The 17,073-nt window shown below is 70.2% G+C and carries 14 protein-coding genes and 1 tRNA gene; 4 read left to right on the forward strand and 11 right to left on the reverse strand.

Annotation, left to right across the window (positions count from 1 at the left end):
* Positions 1–143 precede the first annotated feature (143 nt).
* Together R9X44_RS23880 and R9X44_RS23885 are read right to left on the reverse strand one after the other, a co-directional pair.
* Positions 144–920, reverse strand: coding sequence for an MBL fold metallo-hydrolase (locus R9X44_RS23880; RefSeq protein ID WP_319816491.1), 777 nt, complete (start codon positions 918–920; stop codon positions 144–146).
* Positions 921–1,011: 91 nt separating this feature from the next.
* Positions 1,012–2,811: a glycoside hydrolase family 15 protein gene (locus R9X44_RS23885; protein WP_319816492.1), complete on the reverse strand. Its 1,800-nt coding sequence runs from the start codon at positions 2,809–2,811 to the stop codon at positions 1,012–1,014.
* A 244-nt stretch (positions 2,812–3,055) separates the two neighbouring features.
* On the opposite strand from R9X44_RS23885, the gene R9X44_RS23890 reads away from it, so the two are divergent.
* The gene (locus R9X44_RS23890) at positions 3,056–3,460 is read left to right on the forward strand and encodes a hypothetical protein (RefSeq protein ID WP_319816493.1); all 405 of its coding nucleotides are present in this window, start codon (positions 3,056–3,058) and stop codon (positions 3,458–3,460) included.
* A gap of 108 nt (positions 3,461–3,568) precedes the next feature.
* On the opposite strand, the gene add is transcribed toward R9X44_RS23890, so the two are convergent.
* The 5 genes from add to R9X44_RS23915 all read right to left on the reverse strand — a co-directional run bounded on the left by add (position 3,569) and on the right by R9X44_RS23915 (position 7,196).
* Positions 3,569–4,591: an adenosine deaminase gene (gene add / locus R9X44_RS23895; protein ID WP_319816494.1), complete on the reverse strand. Its 1,023-nt coding sequence runs from the start codon at positions 4,589–4,591 to the stop codon at positions 3,569–3,571.
* Between the two features lie 85 nt (positions 4,592–4,676).
* A tRNA-His gene (locus R9X44_RS23900) sits at positions 4,677–4,752 on the reverse strand.
* Between the two features lie 58 nt (positions 4,753–4,810).
* Positions 4,811–5,428 carry an oligoribonuclease gene (orn, locus tag R9X44_RS23905; RefSeq protein WP_319816495.1) on the reverse strand — a complete coding sequence of 206 codons (618 nt, stop codon included), beginning with the start codon at positions 5,426–5,428 and terminating at the stop codon, positions 4,811–4,813.
* A gap of 209 nt (positions 5,429–5,637) precedes the next feature.
* Positions 5,638–6,576 carry a DUF2510 domain-containing protein gene (locus R9X44_RS23910; RefSeq protein ID WP_319816496.1) on the reverse strand — a complete coding sequence of 313 codons (939 nt, stop codon included), beginning with the start codon at positions 6,574–6,576 and terminating at the stop codon, positions 5,638–5,640.
* Positions 6,577–6,611: 35 nt separating this feature from the next.
* The gene (locus R9X44_RS23915; protein ID WP_319816497.1) at positions 6,612–7,196 is read right to left on the reverse strand and encodes a hypothetical protein; all 585 of its coding nucleotides are present in this window, start codon (positions 7,194–7,196) and stop codon (positions 6,612–6,614) included.
* A gap of 247 nt (positions 7,197–7,443) precedes the next feature.
* Between R9X44_RS23915 and R9X44_RS23920 the strand changes: the two genes are divergently transcribed.
* Entirely contained in the window at positions 7,444–8,499 is a 1,056-nt protein-coding gene (locus R9X44_RS23920) for a phosphotransferase family protein (protein WP_319816498.1), read from the forward strand.
* A gap of 27 nt (positions 8,500–8,526) precedes the next feature.
* On the opposite strand, the gene R9X44_RS23925 is transcribed toward R9X44_RS23920, so the two are convergent.
* Both R9X44_RS23925 and R9X44_RS23930 read right to left on the reverse strand, forming a co-directional pair.
* On the reverse strand, positions 8,527–9,963 hold the full coding sequence (locus R9X44_RS23925; RefSeq protein WP_319816499.1) for a sigma-70 family RNA polymerase sigma factor: 1,437 nt from the start codon (positions 9,961–9,963) through the stop codon (positions 8,527–8,529).
* 210 nt (positions 9,964–10,173) lie between these two features.
* Entirely contained in the window at positions 10,174–12,369 is a 2,196-nt protein-coding gene (locus tag R9X44_RS23930) for a substrate-binding and VWA domain-containing protein (RefSeq protein ID WP_319816500.1), read from the reverse strand.
* A 293-nt stretch (positions 12,370–12,662) separates the two neighbouring features.
* On the opposite strand from R9X44_RS23930, the gene R9X44_RS23935 reads away from it, so the two are divergent.
* Complete coding sequence (locus R9X44_RS23935) at positions 12,663–13,628, forward strand: endonuclease/exonuclease/phosphatase family protein (RefSeq protein WP_319816501.1); 966 nt, start codon at positions 12,663–12,665, stop codon at positions 13,626–13,628.
* Between the two features lie 171 nt (positions 13,629–13,799).
* Positions 13,800–14,624 (forward strand): RNA methyltransferase, encoded by an 825-nt coding sequence (locus R9X44_RS23940; protein WP_319816502.1) that lies wholly within the window; start codon positions 13,800–13,802, stop codon positions 14,622–14,624.
* 376 nt (positions 14,625–15,000) lie between these two features.
* Here the strand turns inward: R9X44_RS23940 and R9X44_RS23945 are convergent, their stop codons facing one another.
* Both R9X44_RS23945 and R9X44_RS23950 read right to left on the reverse strand, forming a co-directional pair.
* Positions 15,001–15,981, reverse strand: a complete 981-nt coding sequence (locus R9X44_RS23945) for a phosphatase PAP2 family protein (protein WP_319816503.1) — start codon at positions 15,979–15,981, stop codon at positions 15,001–15,003.
* Between the two features lie 80 nt (positions 15,982–16,061).
* The gene (locus R9X44_RS23950) at positions 16,062–17,033 is read right to left on the reverse strand and encodes a hypothetical protein (RefSeq protein ID WP_319816504.1); all 972 of its coding nucleotides are present in this window, start codon (positions 17,031–17,033) and stop codon (positions 16,062–16,064) included.
* Positions 17,034–17,073 lie beyond the last annotated feature (40 nt).

A 17,073-nucleotide genomic window follows, 5' to 3' on the forward strand; every position in this document is an offset into this window, starting at 1 on the left:
GGGCCCTGCGCTACCGCGCGCTGACGACGGCCGCCGTCCGCGTCTTCCTCGCCGACCCGACAGTCCCCTGGCCCCCCGACGCCCCAGCGCGCTTACCGCGTCGTTCGGCAACTGCCCTGCCGCGGCCCCGGCGTTCCAGCGTGCTAGCGCGTCGGGTGCGGGTGCCTCGAGGAGGCGAGGTCGAGCAGCGCGACGCCCCCGTAGTCGGGGAAGCGTTCGACCATCTTCGCCTTGTAGGTTTCGGGGTCGGCGTCGGCGAAGCCCTCGGCCTTGTCGAGGTAGTCGCGCAGCTCGTTCCAGACCGACCGGTCGGTGGGCTCGCCGTGGCCCGGCAGGATCGTGTCGTACCTGCGGTTGACGAGCTTGTCGATGTTCGCCCGCCAGCCCGCGAAGTCGCGGTCGGCGAGCCACAGGTGGACCCGGTTGCTGACCAGGCCCTGCGCGATGAGGACGCGGTGCTCAGGCAGCGCGACGATCAGCGTGTCGGCGGTCTCGCCGCCGCGCAGGTGCTCGAACGAGAACGGGATGCCGTCGATCAGGTCGGTCCCCACGACGACCTTCTGGGTCGGCATGACCGCCTCGACGGGCACCCGTCGCCCGGACGGGTCGGTCATGTCGTCCATCGACGCGATCGCCGCGATCGTCTCGGGAAGCGCGAACACCGGCGCGCCGAACCGTTCCGCGCCGAGGAAGTGGTCGGGGTGGGCGTGCGTGACGATCAGCCGGTCGATCGGCTTGCCGAGCTCCCTGGCGTACGCGACGACCTCGTCGGCGTACTCGAGCGCGTATTGCCCGTCGATCGCGATGATCCGCTTGGGCGTCTCGATCAGCTGGGTCGTCACCTCGAGGCCGTCGGGCGGCGCGACGTAGCTGTGGACCGTTATCGGGCCCTTCCTGATGACGGTGACCTTGCCCTTCATCGCGCCCCCCGAGATAGTCGCTCTAAGACCGTCATACCGATCGATGTCTCGACACAGCCCCTCAAAAGGGTCGGTTCACGGTCAAAGAGGGCTAAGACCGGCCGTCGAGGCACTCGTCGAGCGCGAGCGCGGCCCCGATCAGCGCGATGTGGGTGAACGCCTGGGGGAAGTTGCCCAGCTGCTCCCCGGACTGCCCCAACTCCTCGGCGAACAGCCCTACGTGGTTGGCGTAGGTGAGCATCTTGTCGAACGTGTAATGGGCCCGTTCGACGCGTCCGGTACGGGCCAGCGCCTCCACGTACAGGAAGCTGCACAGGTTGAATGTCCCCTCCTCGCCGCGTAGGCCGTCAGGAGAAGCCGACGGGTCGTAGCGGTACACAAGGCCGTCGCTCACAAGTTCGCGTTCCATCGCGTCAAGGGTGGACAGCCAGACGGGGTCATGGGGCGCGACGAACCCCACGCGCGGCATGAGCAGCAGGGAGGCGTCGAGGACGTCAGTCGCGAAGTGCTGCACAAACGCCTTCCGCCCGGAATGCCAGCCCCTGTCCACTATCTGCTGGTAGACCTCGTCGCGTACCCGCGTCCAGCGCGCTACGTCGGCCGGCCTTGCGTGCGTCAGGGAGTGCCGTATACCCCGGTCGAAGGCGACCCAGGTCATCAGCCTGCTGAAGGTGAAGTCCTGCCTGCCGCCGCGCGTCTCCCAGACGCCCTCGTCGGGCCGGTCCCAGTGCTCGGCGAGCCAGTCGAGGACGTCCACGAGCGCCCGCCAGCCGTGGATCTGGGCGATTCCGTCGCGTTCCGCGAGCGCGTAAGCGGCCTCCCCGTAGATGTCGAGCTGGATCTGGTCGGCGGCCGCGTTCCCGGCCCGGACGGGCGCGGAGCCCCGGTACCCCTCGAGGTGGTGGAGGACCTCCTCATCGAGGCGCGGATCGCCGTCCACCCGGTACATGATCTGGAGCGGTTCGCCGGAGGCCGTGCCGCCCGCGTCGAGCCTGTCGCGCATCCAGCGGCGGAACGCGGCGGCCTCGGCGGTGAAGCCGAGCTCGGTGAGCGCGCCCACCGACAGGGACGCGTCGCGCACCCACGTGTACCGGTAGTCCCAGTTGCGCTCGCCGCCGATCTGCTCGGGCAGCCCCATCGTCGCCGCCGCGACGGGCGCGCCGGTCGGATGGTAGGTGAGCAGCTTCAGCGTGATCGCCGAACGGTTCACCGTGTCGCGGAACCTGCCCCGGTAGGAGCAGCCGCGCAGCCACCGGTGCCAGTACCGGCGGCACGCGTCGAACGCCGCCCTCACCTCGACCTCCGACGGCGCGGCCACCGGCCCGGACGACGCAGTCGTCAGCACGAACGCGGCACGCTGCCCGGCCGTCAGGGTGAACCCGGCGACGGCGTCGCCCGCATCCTCCCGCAGCTCCAAGGGCCCGAGGGCCTGCAGGTGCAGGTCGAGCCCTGGCCCGTGGAAGACCGCGGTCCCCGCGGCGGGCAGTTCCAGCCTGTGCTCCGCGCGTCCGTAGTCGAAGCGCGGACGGCACGCGAACGAGAAGTCCACCGAGCCCCGGACAGTTCGGACGATCCGGATGATCCGGTGCGCGTCGGTGGCCGGTCCCTCGTCGGGCGGCATGAAGTCGACGACCTCGCCGACACCGCCCGGGCCCATGAAACGGGTCAGCAGGATCGCGGTGTCGGGAAGGTAGAGCTGCCGGACGGTACCGGCCGCCGTAAGCGCGCAGTGCCCGCCGCGTCTGTGGTCGAGGAGCGACGCGAACAGGCTGGGGGAGTCGAACCTCGGTGCGCACCACCAGTCGACGACCCCGTCGCGGGAGACCAGGGCCGCGGTCTGGAGGTCCCCGATCATGCCGTGATCGCCTATGCCCGGATATACCGACATCATCGGCCCCCGTCCGTATTTCTCCTGGTAAGACCGGTTATCCAGCCTTTCGGGGGGTGTCTGATGCCCGGTGATTCCGGTGGTGCGTGCGGTTACCGGTGATCTTGGGGCTTTCAAGATCCTTTTTTGTGTTCCGGTGGGCTGTGCCCCGCTGCGTCCCGGGGAAGATCACCGACGGTGAGGTCCGGTCGCGCGCCGGATCGGGAGCCGCCGCACACCGTCGGCGGCCGGACATCGGGAGGTTCACATGAAACGCACCCTCAGCCGCATCCTGCTCGCCCCGCTCGCCCTCGGCGTCCTCGGCGCGGGCCTGGGCGCGGCCGCCGCCTCGGCCGCCGAACCCGCGGCGGACTGCGCCCGCGTCGAGACCGCGGCGCTGAACCCGCTGTGCAACACCGGCGGCGGCCTGCGGGTCCGCGTCGTCATCGGCGACGCCGTCGCGATCGGGACGACTGACGCGATTGCGGCGACCGCCACGTGCCCGTCGCGGTACCGGCTCGTCGGCGGCGGGTTCCGGATCGAGGGCGTCGGCGCGGAGGAGCCCGTCGTGCGCGCCAGTTACCCCGACGACGTCGACTGGCGCGTCGTCGTCGCCCCGGTGGACGTCGCGGGCCCGACCGTCACCGCGTACGCGCTCTGCGCGCGCCGCTGATCGCCCGGGGGCCCGGCCTGTGCGAGAGGCCGGGCCCCCGGTCACCGTGTGATCTGTCATTACATGGGGTGATTACCCGCTGTGGTCGGCATGCATGCGTATGTCGGTTCAGTCCTGTTCGTCCGGCTGGTCGAGCGCGGCGGCGGACTCCTCGACGCGACGGCGCAGCGCCGCCTTGTCGGAGTCGTCAAGCCAGCTCGCCTCGACGCCGTCGAGCGCGATCGCGACCATGTCGGCGAAGGAGTAGCCGAACGCCTCGGCGACCGACCGGTACTCGTAGCCGAGGTCGAGATCGGTCATCGCGGGGTCGTCGGTGTTGAGCGTCGCGAGCAGCCCCGCCTTGCGCATCGCCGGGTAGGGGTGCAGCTCGAGCGACGGGAACGCGTTCGCGATCCTGATGTTGGAGTTCGGGCAGACCGTCAGCGGGATCCGCTCGCCCGCGAACCGCCGGACCAGCTCGGGGTCGTCCATCAGCGACAGCCCGTGGTCCACCCGCTCCGCGCCGAGCACGTCGACCACCGTCGCGATCGCCGACGCCGGGCTGTTCTCGCCCTGGTGCCCGGTGCGCCGCAGGCCGAGCCGCGCGGCGAGCGCGTACGCCTCGTGGAACGACGCGGGGTCCACGCCGAGCTCGGTGGAGTCCATCCCGATCCCCAGCACCCGCTCGGGCCGCAGCTCGCCGAGCTCCTCGACCATCTGCAGCCCCGCCGCGGGCCCATAGGCCCGGTCGATGTCCGCGATGAGCATCGCCCGCGACCCCGTCTCGGCCTCGGCGGCCTCAAGCCCCTCGACGAGCCCGCCGACGATGTCGCCGAGCCGCTGGCCCGCCGCCAGATGCCGCGCCGGCGTGAAGAACAGCTCCGCGTACACCCGCCCGTGCGCGGCGGCGTCCACGACGCTCTCATACGCCAGCCGCGCCCAGTCCCCCCGCGTCACAAGAACCGACTGCACCAGCCAGAACACGGACAGGAACTCATCAAGCGACCCATACCTATACAGCTCAGTCACATCCGCGACCGGCAGCCCCACCCCGTTGGCCCGCGCCAACTCCCCGACGGTCTCCGGCCGCATCGCCCCCTCCACATGACAATGCAGCTCGACCTTGGGCAGCGCTTCCAACACATGGATCATGAAACCAGCATAAATACCCCCACACCACCCCGCCCCCCAAACGCAAAAAGGCCCGACCGTTCAACAACGGCCGAGCCTTCCGCACTGGGGTGGATGACCGGGCTTGAACCGGCGACACCCAGGATCACAACCTGGTGCTCTGCCTACTGAGCTACACCCACCATGTCGCTTCGAGGTGAAGCGGCGAGAAACAGTGTAGCGGGTTCGTGGAGGTGGTCGTCACCCGATATCGGGGGCCTCGGCGACGATCTTGGCCGAGAGGGCGCGGGAGGTCTCGGTGTCGGGGCCCGGCTGGGGGACGAAAACCGCCGCGCGGTAGTAGCGCAGCTCGCGGATGGACTCGGCGATGTCGGCCAGCGCGCGGTGGCCGCCCTTCTTCTCCGGGCTCGCGAAGTAGACGCGCGGGTACCAGCGGCGCGACAGCTCCTTGATCGAGCTCACGTCGACCATCCGGTAGTGCAGATGCGCGTCGAGCGCCGGCATGTCGCGGGCCAGGAAGGCGCGGTCGGTGGCGATCGAGTTCCCGCACAGCGGGGCCTTCTTGGGGTCGGGGACGTGCTTCTTCACGTAGTCGAGGACGACGGTCTCGGCCTCGGCGAGGGTGACGCCGCCCGGCAGCTCCTTGAGCAGCCCGGAGGTGGTGTGCATGTCGCGCACCACCTTGTTCATCTGCGCGAGCGACTCCTCCGGCGGCTTGATCACCAGGTCGACGCCCTCGTCGACGATGTTCAGCTCGGGGTCGGTCACGAGGACGGCTATCTCGATGAGCGCGTCGCGGGTGAGATCCAGACCGGTCATCTCGCAGTCGATCCAGACCAGCTTGTCGGTGGTGCCCATATGCCCTTCTCACCCGCGGGGACCGCGCCGTCGCAGGTCCGCCGCCTTACGCCAACAAAGACGGCCCCGGGCCGAGGGCCGGAGACCACCGCGGGAGAGACGGGGCTCACCGGCGGCGACTCAACATTACGCCTTGGCCGGACTCCCCAGCGAACGACGGGAGGGGCTTGCCCCTCCCGTCGGCGTGCTCCTGGCCCGGCGGGGGAGGGTCAGGTGGCCTTGAGGCCGCTGATGATGGTCTCGGCGTCGCTCTGGTTCTTGAAGCTGTCGGGGACCGACAGGTACAGGCCGGCGGGCCGTGAGCCGGGCCGGTCGACCAGGACGACGACGACGCGTTCCTGGGTGAAGTTCCACTTCTTGCTCTGCGCCTGCGGGAACTTCAGGACGAGCTCGTAGTACCAGGCTTTCTTCCCGCTGACGCTGTGCGCGCGCGAGACGACCTCGGTGGTCTCGTGCTCGGGGTAGAAGTTCGGCTCGATCTTCTTGAACCACGCCTTGGTGACGGTCTCCAGATCGGCCCCGGCTCCGCCCGTGTACGGGATGGAGGTGGGCAGGACTGCCCCGTAGACGGACGCGACGTAGTCGCCGACCCCGTCGTAAGCCTTCTGGGCGACCGCGGTCTGGCCGGCGCTGAGGCCGTGCTCGTCGTCGCCAGGGGCGTCGATGGGCGCGGCCCAGTCGCCGCCGAGCTGCGGCCACGACAGGCCCGAGTCGCGGTCGGTGATCGTCCCGACGACGGGCGAGATCGAGCCCTGGGCGGGGGCGGTGGGGGTGACGCGGGTCTGGGGCGTCGTGGGGTCGTCGTCGGACAGGACCGAGACGAGGACGGCGACCAGCGCGATGATGACGACGACGACGCCGACACCGCCGAGCACCATGACGAGGCCGCGGTTGTCGCGTCTGGGGGGTCCGGCGAGGCCGGGTTGGGGTCCCGGCTGTGCGGGGGACCACGGCGCGGGGGTGCCGGGGCCGGTGGCGGGCGGCTGCCAGGGCTGCGGGGTACCTCCGACAGGCGGCTGCCATGGTGAGGGAGTGGAGGGTCCGGTCGGCTGGGTGGCCTGGGTCCACTGGGCGCCGTCGAACCAGCGTTGCAGGCCGGGGTTCCCGTACGGGTCGGGGTACCAGCCTGGCGGAGTCTGGCCGTTCATGGCCGAGACCCTATGCCATAAGAGTCACAAAGGTGTCAAACCCCTCCAGCCGCCTCAAGATGCCGCGGTCCACGGCGTGCGGTGAGCATGCCGAGCTGCTCCGCGCTCAGCCGCGGCCTGGGCAGTTCGGCCGGGAACGTGTCGGGTCCGGTGAGTTTGCGGACGTCGATGCCGCCGGGGCTCGGCCGTGCCGCGCCGGGCACCTGGGAGTGCCCGAAATGGCCGCCGCGCGCCCAGCTCCGACGGCTGTGCGCCGCCTCGTACGCGGCGGGGACGGCCAGGGGCGGCCCCGCGGGCCAGCGGCGCGGCACGCCCCACGAGTCGAGCCAGGCGAGCAGCCTGTCGAGGCCGAGCAGCGGGCCCTGGGTGAAGGGCGACCGTGCCCTGCCGACCACGGAGATCTGCAGGCAGACGCGGCCCTCACGGCTCGTTCCCGGGCCGATGAGCAGGCCCGCGCGGGTGGCGGGGACGAGCTGGACGAGCTCGCCGCGCAGCGGGTTCCACACGATGTGCGCGTGCGCGTCCGCCGCGGCGAGGCCCTGGGCGACCGACCGCGCCGAGACGCCGGCCGGGTCGTTCTCGCTGGTGCTCCACACGGCGCGGGGGGCGCCGCCCTTCATAGCTCCTCCGTCGGCGCCCAGGTGCAGTCGTCCTGCGCCGTTCATCCAGGCTTCGACCACGTGTCCCCCTATCGGCGATGCCTGCCCGTGCATCGCGTATGCAGTTGAAACGAGCTACATGCCCATGACTACGGCAATAGTCCAGTCAGGCAGTACCCGAGAAGAAAGTCCCCCACACGGGGAGAAAGTGCTCACTGTCCGGGGCCGGTGCCGCGCGGTGAACCGAGTAGCGTTCTAATAGGGGTCCATGAGCGTCGAACCGTCTGAGAGCCCAGAACCCGTACCCGGACTCGACTTCCCCCGCCTCACGCGCTGGCTTGCCGACACCCTGCCCGACGCGGGCGCGCTCACCGGCGCGACGCTGATCGCGGGCGGCAGGTCGAACCTCACCTACCGGCTCGATTTCGCGGGCGAATCCGGCGGTACGTCGGTCGCCCTGCGCCGTCAGCCGCTCGGCCACGTGCTGCCCACCGCGCACGACATGGTCCGCGAGCACAGGGTGCTGTCCGCGCTCGCCGACTCAGGCGGCGTGCCCGTACCGCGCCCCCTGGGACTGTGCACCGACAAGGACGTCCTAGGCGCGGACTTCTACGTCATGGAGTGGGTGGACGGCCGTATCCTGCGCGTCCCCGAGGACGCCGCCGACGTCACCCCCGGGCAGCGCGCGGCGGTGTCCGACCGCCTCGCCGAGGCCCTGGCGGCCATCCACACCCTCGACGTGGACAAGGCGGGACTCGGGGACTTCGGCCGTCCCGAGGGCTACATGGCACGCCAGCTCAAGCGCTGGGGCCAGCAGTGGGAGCGGTCGAAGACAAGGGAACTGCCCGCCTACGACCGGCTTGTGGAGCGGCTAGCCGCCGCGTTGCCTGACAACCCGCGCAGCGGCCTCGTACACGGCGACTTCAGGCTCGACAACGCGCTCGTCCGCCTTGAGCCCGAGCCCGCGATCGCCGCCGTCGTGGACTGGGAGATGTCCACCCTCGGCGACCCGCTGGCCGACCTCGGCCTCACCCTCGTCTACTGGGCGGAGGCGGGCGAGCCGCAGCTCCCCGTCGGCTCGACCATCACCGCCGAGCCCGGCTTCCCCACCCGCGCGCAGTTCACCGAGCGGTACGCCGCGCTGACGGGCTTCGACGTGAGCGGCCTCGACTACTACGTCGCGTTCGGCTGCTTCAAGCTCGCCATCATCCTCGAGGGCATCCACGCGCGGTTCGTCAAGGGACAGACCGTCGGCGAGGGCTTCGACCAGATCGGCCTCGGCGTCCCGCTGCTGCTCGACCGGGCCCACGAAGTGCTGGGATAACGCGTGTTGGGCTGAGGCTCGTGCGCGTCAGGGGGCGGCGGGGTCCGGCTCGTCGTCCCCGTCGTCGCCCGGGTCGGGCTCGACAGGCGGGCACATCCACGCGACGGTCGTGCTGCCCGCCGGCGTGAAGTTGATGACGATCTGCCCCTCGACGCACTCGTCGGCACGCGCCACGGTGAACGTGACGAGCCGGGTCGCGCCCGCCTTGAGCAGCCCTGAGCCGCCGCCGCTGATCGGCCCGTACCCCTGCGCCGACCACCTGACGGGCCCGCCCTTGGCCGCGATGGGCACCGAGCACTGGGTGGCCTGCGCGCCGATGGTGCAGCCCGCCCCGACGACGAGCTGGCCGGGTTCGACCTGCGTAGGCGTCGGCTTGGGCGTGGGCGTAGGGCTTGACGTGGAGGGCTGGGGAGTGGGAGTCGACGTAGGCGTCTCGGGGTCTTCGGTGGGCTTCTGCGTCGGCTTCTTGGTCTTCGTAGGACGCTCCGAAGGCTCCTCGTCGAGGACTTCCTCGTCGTCCTCACTCGTAGACGGGCTCGCCGCCACGACGGTGCTGTCGCGGCTCGGCCCGTCATCGGAGCTGAGGTCGAACAGGAACAGCCCCGCGACGAGCGCGGCAACGGCCGCCGCCCCGACGGTCGGCCACACGAACGCGGGGATGCCGTCGCGTTCGTCGTCGTCCGACGGACGGTCCACGAGGGTGCGGTCGGGGTCGGCCGGGGCGCGGTGCCCCTGACGCTGGTCGGACTCGACGGGCCAGCCGCGCGAGTCGAACGGCATCGCGCGCCGCGCGATCGCGGCGCGTTCGGCGTTCATCTCCGGGTCCAGCGCGCTTGCGAGAATCCGCGACTCGAGGTTCGGCGGGGCCATCGCGATCGGCATCACCGCGAGCAGCCTGCTCAGCTGGACGCGCTGGTGCCCGACCAGCCCGGAGACCGCCTCGGCGAGGTCGTCGCGCGAGCCCTCGGCAAGCGCCGCGGCCTCTTCGAGCGGGATAGCGAGCACGCCCGCCAGCTCGGTGTCGGTGAGCCCGTGCCGGACCGTCAGGTCGACGGCCTCGCGCTGGCGTCCCGTCAGCGCGCTGAGCGCGTTGTGGGCGAGCATCCGCGCGTCGTGATGGCGCTGGCGGTCCTGCGGCGTGCCGAACTCGTCGGGGGCCTCGGGCGCGGGCCTGCGCTTGGTCGGCCGGTCGGGGCCGCGCAGGATGCGCTGGCACTCGCGCCGCGCGAGCGCGTACAGCCAGCCGCGCAGCTTGTCGGGCGCGGGCAGCTGGGTGATGTGCGCCTCGGCCGCCAGCAGCGTGTCGTGCACGACGCGCGCCGCGTAGGGCTCGTCCCGCAGGATCGCGTGACAGTAGTCGAAGAGCTGAGGCCCGTACCGGTCGTAGACGAGCGTGAGCGCGTCGGTTGACCGGTTGCGCATCGCCCGGACCAGCGGCTGGTCCTCGTGAGGGGTGTCGGGCACGGGCTCGTGCTGACCCTGCCATGCGGCCAACTCAGGACCTCCAGCGAGGAGTCGGGTAGGGATCCGACAGGAAGGACGGCTCGCACTGTGTCACGGTTGACACTGGTACGTCCATTTATCTGACGGCGAAACTCTGATCTTGCGCAAAAAGGGGGCCTGGCCCTTGCGGCCAAGCCCCCCTTTCTATGACGAATCAGGCGATTCTCTAGGTCAGCAGGTCTTCTGCTCTCCCGCGCACATCCGCTTCGACAGCGCCTTGAGGAAGATCTTCTGGATCTCCTTGGCGTTCTTCGGGATGTAGGCGTCACCGCCGGTGATGCGCGTGATGTCGTTCATGATCTTGAGCTGCTCCTTGCCGGAACCGATGCTGATCATGATGATCTGCACCGGCTTGCGCTCGTCGACCTCCTGCTTCAGCGTCTTCAGCAGCTGCGGGAGGGTGATGCCGCCGTGCGGGTCGTCGTTGCCGAGCCCGTCGGTGAACAGGACGATCGAGTTGATCCGGCCCGGCTGGTGCGTCTTCTTCATGTACCGGTAGGAGCCGAGGACCGTGTCGTAAAGGCCCGTGTTGTTCGCCGGCATCGCCTTGACGCCCAGCAGGCCCTGCTTCAACCGGTCGAGCTGCGTCACCGAACCGAACCGCTTGTTCAGCGGCGCGACCGGGACGACCTCCTTCCAGTCCTGCTTGCCCTGGAGCAGGTCGGCGAAGATCCACGTGCCGATCTGGCTGTCCTGCGGGAACTGCGTGAGGCCCTGCGACGCGATCTGCAGGATCGCCTGCATGCGCGTCGCGCCGTTCCCGCCGGGGATCGGGTCGTTCATCGTGCCGGAGACGTCGATGACCGAAAGCATCCGGATCGCCAGCGACAGCTTCGACCAGTCCTGGGTGATCTTGTAGATCTGCTCGGGCGTCGCCAGCGGCAGCTTCTGGATGCGGCCCGGCGACAGGCCGATCTCCTCGCTGAACGCCGCGGGCGCCTTGCGGTCGGGCGTGCGGAAGCCGAGCGCCTCGTAGTTCTTCAGCGCGGCCGGCGTCACCAGCGTCTTGGCGAGCTCCTGGCCCGCCTCGGCCTTCTTGGAGTCCGTCGTGGTGATCGCGACCGGGTAGTCGAGGCTCACCATCCCCTCATAGGGGTAGATGGTGACGGCAGGCTCCTTAGGCGACGAGGAGTTGTACTTGTAGACCGAGTACTCCGGCGCGATGAGCAGCGGGAAGCGGCCGCGCGCGTCCTGCTTGAAGTTCTTGAACAGCGCCTCGTTGCTCGCCACGGTGTGGTTGCGGATCGTCTGCGCGACACCGGTGAAGATCGTGTCGGCGGACTCGTCGCTCTCCAGCAGGGTGCGCAGCATCGAGATCGCCGACATGCCCGTGCCGGTGCTCACCGGGTCGGGCACCCGCATGTCGAGCAGCTCCGGCGGGATCAGCTGGTTCTTGGTGACCGCGCCGCCCTTCACGCCGCCCGCCGCGGACAACAGGTTGTCCCACGACGGGTTCTCCATGATGTTCTCCTTGGCCAGCTGCGCCGCGAGCGTCTTGGGCACCGCGACGACGACCGGGGAGGTGGCGATGGAGGTGGTGGTCGGCGTGACCAGCTTGCTGTCGGCGGCCTGCACCAGGCCGGTCCACAGCGACGTGTCGGGAATCCAGACGTCGGGACGCTCGACCGAACCGGAGGAGACGCCCTCGCCGGTGAGCGCGGTGCGCACCGAGTTCGGGTCCGTCGCGACGATCTCGGCCGCGTAGCAGACGCCGCCGAAGTCCTTGCCGGAGTCGGTGAACGCCTTGGCCGACTTCTCGACGGCGGGAGCGATCTCCTTGGCTACCGCGACCGTCAACGTCTTCTTGGTCCCCGTGCAGCCCCCGGCCTTCTGCTCGAACGCCCACACCGCCACGCCGAGCAGCATCGCGAGCCCGACCGCGCCCGCGAGCGGGCCGATGAGCGCGCCCTTCTTACGCTTGCGCTTACCGCCGCCGCCGTACTCGCCCGAAGCCGAGTACCCGTAGTCGCTGCTGCCTCCTCCGTTGGAGGACGACGAGCTTGACGGGGTCGAAGACGAGTCGCCGGGGCCGGTCGGGAAGGGACGGTCGTAGGCGCCGGACGCAACGGGCGCGCCGTAGTAGGAGTTGTCCGACGCGGAACGCTGCCCGTAAGCCTGACCGCCGGGGTCGGACGCGCCGGAGAACCCGTTCGCGCCGTAGCCCTGCCCGGACTGGCCCGCGCCGTACCTGTCCTGCGACCACGCGGAGTCGGCGGGCTGCGCGGGCCCGGGGCTCGCCGAGAGCCCGTGCGCGGAGGACGAGCCACCCGTCCGAGGGCTGAACCAGTCGGTGCTCTCAGGGGACGGGTACTCCGAGGAGGAGCCGTATCCACCCTCGCCCGGGAGGTCTCCGGGGGGACGAGTCATGGTGCTCTCCGGGTTCTGTCATCGGGGGCCCTGCCTGGTCAGCAACGCGCCAGGCGTCAGTCGGAGGCACTGTAGCGTTATCACCCATCCGTTACAAAGGGCTGCAAACAGGTGATCTATCGGTACAAGACGTCATGTCCTGATTTATTTGGATTACTCGTCAGTAGCTTGTGCGGCCGGGAACCACACGTCGCCACCGATTCCGTACGCTGTGCCGAGTAAGTGATCTCTGCCTCGGCGGTGATGCTTTTGTTTCGCCGCCGTTCGTTGGGGTTGTCGTGGACACTGAATCCGTGACCGAAACGTTGCCCCGGCGCAGGACCGGACACCGGATCGCTTGGGCCGCCGCCGCCCTGTGGACGACCTGGGCCGTCGCCCGCACGGTGGGCGCGGACCGCATTCCGCACGTCGGGGGTTTCGGTCTTCCGTTGCTCGCGCTCACCCCTTTCGCGGCGGCCACGTCAATCGTGCCGGTCGGGCTCGCGCTCGCGCTGCGCAACCGTCGCGCCGCCCTGCTCGCCGCCGGCGCGGCCGCCGTCCTCGCCGCCTCCGTGCTCCCGCGTGCCTTCGCCGCGTCGGCGCCCTCGGTGACGGGACCGAACGTGAGGATACTCACCGTGAACCTCATGTTCGGGCGGGCCGACGCCGCCCAGATCGTCAATCTTGTGGCCGCGCACAAGGTCGATGTGCTCAGCGTGCAGGAGTTCACGCCCGACGCGCTCGCCGCGTTCCAGGAGAACGGGCTCGACGAGCTCCTACCGCACTCCGTACTCGCGCCGCAGTGGGGAGCCGAAGGCTCCGGGTTGTACTCCCGGCACCCTTTGACCGCGCTCCCGCCGATCCACGGAACCGTCCTCCACCAGCCGCGCGCGTCGCTCACCCTTGACGGGCGGGCCGTCCACGTCACGGCGGTGCACCCGCTGCCGCCCATCAGTCCCTCCGCCGTCGCGGACTGGCGGCACACGTACGCGAGCTTCCCCTCGGCGTCGGCCGACGGGGCCGTCCAGATCCTCGCGGGCGACTTCAACAGCACCCTCGACCACGCCGCCTTCCGCGGCCTCCTCGCCCGCGGCTACACCGACGCCGCCGACGCCCGCGGCTCAGCCCTCACCCCCACCTGGGGCGTCACCATGATGGGCCCGCCCCTCACCCTCGACCACATTGTCACCTCATCCACGGTCGCCGTCCGCGCCTACTCCGTCCACCCCATCACCGGCACCGACCACCGCGCCGTCCTAGCCACCCTCCACCTCCCCTAACCCACCCCACCCGCGCCCACGCGGATCGGGCCCACCCGCGCCCGCCCCACCCGGACCCGCTCCACGCCCACTCGGATCGGGCCCACCCGCGCCTGCCCCACGCCCACCCGGATCGGGCCCGCACCCGGATCGGGGCCCACACACCCCCCACGGCCTGGGAGAATGCCCGTCATGGCGGAACTGGTACCCATCTCCGACGCGGCGGACCCCCGACTGGCCGACTACGTGAACCTCACCGACGGCCAACTCCGCAAAAGCCTCGAATCCTCCCAAGGTCTCTTCATCGCCGAGGGCGCCAAGGTCATCCGCCGAGCCATCGAGACCGGCCACCCCGCCCGCTCCCTCATGATGACCGAAAAGTGGCTCCCCACCCTCGCCGACCTCCTCCCCACCCTCCCCTGCCCCGTCTACCTCGTCTCCGACGCCACCGCCGAATCCCTCACCGGCTTCGCCGTCCACCGAGGCGCCCTGGCCTCCATGTCCCGCCTCCCCCTCCCCACCCTCCCCTCCTCCCTATCCCGACCCCCCACCCCCACCCGCATCCTCGTCCTCGAAGACCTGACCAACCACACCAACGTCGGCGCCATCTTCCGCTGCGCCGCCGCCCTCGGCATAGACCTCATCGTCCTAAGCCCCCGCTGCGCCGACCCCCTATACAGAAGGTCCGTCAAGGTCTCCATGGGCGCCGTCTTCGCCGTCCCACACACCCGCATGACGGACTGGCACAACGACCTCACCGTCATCCGCGACGCCGGCTTCCGCCTCCTGGCCCTAACCCCGGACCAGACCGCCGTCCCCTTCGACAAGGCCGAGATGGGCGACAAGGTAGCCCTCATGCTCGGCTCCGAAGGCGACGGCCTCTCCTCCCACTGGATCAACGAAGCCGACGAAGCCGTCACGATCCCGATGAGCGCGTCGGCGATGGCGCTGGGGGTGGACTCGCTGAACGTGGTGGCTGCCACGGCGATCGCGTGTCACAGCCTCGTTACCCGTTAGGGGCGGGAGGGGGTGGAGGGAGAAAAGTTACGGAGGGTGACATATGTGTTGCGGTGGGTGGGTATGGGTGGGGCATGGCGAAAAACACTCCGATGGACAGGGACCCTTCTGCTGAGCGGGGTCGTGGGGCCGAGAACAAGATGCGGGGGCAGAACCAGCGTCCGCAGGCGCCCGGGAGCCAGCAGCCGCAGCGCGGCCGTGACCAGCAGCAGAGGGGTCGGGACCAGCAGCAGCAGTCGCAGGGGAAGCGCGACCAGCGCTCTCCTGAGGCGCAGGACCCGCACGGTGAGCCGGACGAGCACCGTGACCTGATGTAACACCATCACACAGAGAATCAGGGGCCCCGCCGCGGCCGTCGCGGCGGGGCCCTTCCGCGTCAGTCTTGGGGGGCTTCGGCGGGGGAGGTGCGGGTCAGGGTGGGGACCTCGGCGACCTTGGGAGGGGCTGCGGACGGGGCCTTGGGGGTGGTGCCGTCGGGGGAGGGGAGGCGGGGGGTGAAGCGCCTGGCGAGGGCGGTGCCTATGGTGGCGGCCGCGGCGGTGTAGGCGATGGCGCACAGGACGTCGAAGACATAGTGCTCGCCCAGGTAGACGACGCCGACCCACATGGAGACGGGGTAGAGGGCGGCCCACCAGACGCGACGTAGGCCGAAGCTGCGTACGAGGAACAGGAAGATGAGGAGGGGGAACGCCGAGTGAAGGGACGGGACGGCGGCGACGAGGTTGGGCGACAGCTTGCTGTAAAGGGTGTCCGGGCTGTCTATGCCGACGGCCGTCCAGATGTCGTAGGAGACCCGGTGTATGGGCTCGATGTAGCCGTAGGAGGACGACATCCAGGGGGGAGCAGCCGGGAAGAGCACGTAGGTGAGGAACGCCGACAGCGACAGTAGGCCGAGGCTCGCCAGGTAGCTCCAGTACAGCTGTCCCCGGCGCTTCCAAAGGAACAGAGCCAGTACGACCGGCGCTACGAAGTGCGCGGTGTACAGGACGTAGAAGTAGTAGTCGTACCAGCGCACGTGGCCGTTCCAGAGAAGGTCCTGGAGGTGGCTGGTAGGCAGCCGTCCGCCTCCGAGCCACTCGTCGAAGTGGGCCATCGGGAGGTAGTGGACGTTCGGGTTGATGTCGTCGGCGACACTGCTGGCGACCGAGTACAGCGCGAACAGCACGATGAACGGCACGAGGTGACGGGTGAACGCGCGGAACTGGCCGAGGCCCGCGCACACCAGCAGCGTCAGCATGAGCATGGTGTCGGGCGGCCAGACCGTGTAGTGCGACACCGCGAGCGCCAGAACGGCGAGAATCAGGACGTACCGGATCACCGGCTTGCTCACTCCGGCTATCCGGCTACGTGTCCGCATTGGGAAATGCTATGGCCGTAGGCGTTATGTTCGCGTTCGGGGCGAGAAGATCGCGGCTTTTTCCGACGGCGTACCGAGGCTCAGCGGGCGAACCTGCCGCGTCCGGGACGCCGGTGCGTACCGCGCGCGGTGGCCGGCGTACGGCGGACGCGTGCGAACAGCAGTCCTACGAGCACGAACAGGACGCCGAGCCAGGCCGCCTGCGCGCGCACGAGCGAGGTGAGCAGCGGGTCGGCTGACGGGTCCGGCTTGATGGCAGAGACCGTCATCGTGTACGGCTGCGCCTGGGACGCGACCTCCGGCAGCACGCCGGGAGCGGCCCCTCCGGACGGGTCGGGGGTGCTCTCCGGCACGTAAGGCGGGACCGCGCTAGTGGTCGACGTAGCGGGCGCAGGGGCGACGGGCGGTACGGACACGCTCGGCGTCGCACTGGGACTCGGCGCTGACGTGCTCGGCGTGGGCGTCGGAGTCGTCGTCTGGCTGGGCGACGGGCTCGCGACCGGCTCGTCGGCGACGCGCAGCAGGTGCACGACGGTCCGCTCGGCCGCGCCGGTGGCGCTCGCGGTGGTGGTGAGGCTGACCTGGCCCGTCGCGGCGTTCGCGGGCACCGACAGGCGCACCGGGATGAACTCGCCGGCCGCGTCGACCTGGCCGAGGTTGCACACGCCGGCGGCGAGGGTGCACGTCGGGGTCAGGTTGATGCCGCCGGTGACGCTCAGCGCGAGCTTGGCGGCCGGGGCGACGGCCTGGGTGGCGTAGACGTGCACGGTCGCGGTGACGTCGTCACCGGGCTCCAGCGTGGCCTGGGGGAGCGTCAGCGCGATGTACAGGACCGGGGCGGGGGCGTCCTGGGTCGGGGCCTGCGTGGGCTCTTCGTCGTCGCCAGGGGCCTTCGTCGTCGACGGGGTCGTCGGCGTCGGCGTGGCGCTCGCCGTCTCGGTGGGCGACGGCCCCGGTGACGGGTCGGCCGTCTCGTCGGCGAGCGCCGGTGCGGCGGTCAGGACGAAAGCTGCGGCCGCCAGGGCCGTTCCGATGCGCGCTTGCGGGTGCACGACCCCGGACCTCCCATGTCACGAGTTCTCCGCCCGTTGC

Source organism: Actinocorallia sp. A-T 12471 (genome assembly GCF_033875155.1).
Taxonomy (GTDB): domain Bacteria; phylum Actinomycetota; class Actinomycetes; order Streptosporangiales; family Streptosporangiaceae; genus Actinocorallia.

Excerpts from the sequence above, each read along its gene's own strand:
- orn (WP_319816495.1), bottom strand. The coding sequence starts at position 5,428 with ATGGGCACCACCGACAAGCTGGTCTGGATCGACTGCGAGATGACCGGT.
- R9X44_RS23945 (WP_319816503.1), bottom strand. The coding sequence starts at position 15,981 with ATGCGGACACGTAGCCGGATAGCCGGAGTGAGCAAGCCGGTGATCCGG.
- R9X44_RS23940 (WP_319816502.1), top strand. The coding sequence starts at position 13,800 with ATGGCGGAACTGGTACCCATCTCCGACGCGGCGGACCCCCGACTGGCC.
- R9X44_RS23930 (WP_319816500.1), bottom strand. The coding sequence starts at position 12,369 with ATGACTCGTCCCCCCGGAGACCTCCCGGGCGAGGGTGGATACGGCTCC.
- add (WP_319816494.1), bottom strand. The coding sequence starts at position 4,591 with ATGATCCATGTGTTGGAAGCGCTGCCCAAGGTCGAGCTGCATTGTCAT.
- R9X44_RS23885 (WP_319816492.1), bottom strand. The coding sequence starts at position 2,811 with ATGATGTCGGTATATCCGGGCATAGGCGATCACGGCATGATCGGGGAC.
- R9X44_RS23910 (WP_319816496.1), bottom strand. The coding sequence starts at position 6,576 with ATGAACGGCCAGACTCCGCCAGGCTGGTACCCCGACCCGTACGGGAAC.
- R9X44_RS23880 (WP_319816491.1), bottom strand. The coding sequence starts at position 920 with ATGAAGGGCAAGGTCACCGTCATCAGGAAGGGCCCGATAACGGTCCAC.
- R9X44_RS23915 (WP_319816497.1), bottom strand. The coding sequence starts at position 7,196 with ATGAAGGGCGGCGCCCCCCGCGCCGTGTGGAGCACCAGCGAGAACGAC.
- R9X44_RS23920 (WP_319816498.1), top strand. The coding sequence starts at position 7,444 with ATGAGCGTCGAACCGTCTGAGAGCCCAGAACCCGTACCCGGACTCGAC.
- R9X44_RS23890 (WP_319816493.1), top strand. The coding sequence starts at position 3,056 with ATGAAACGCACCCTCAGCCGCATCCTGCTCGCCCCGCTCGCCCTCGGC.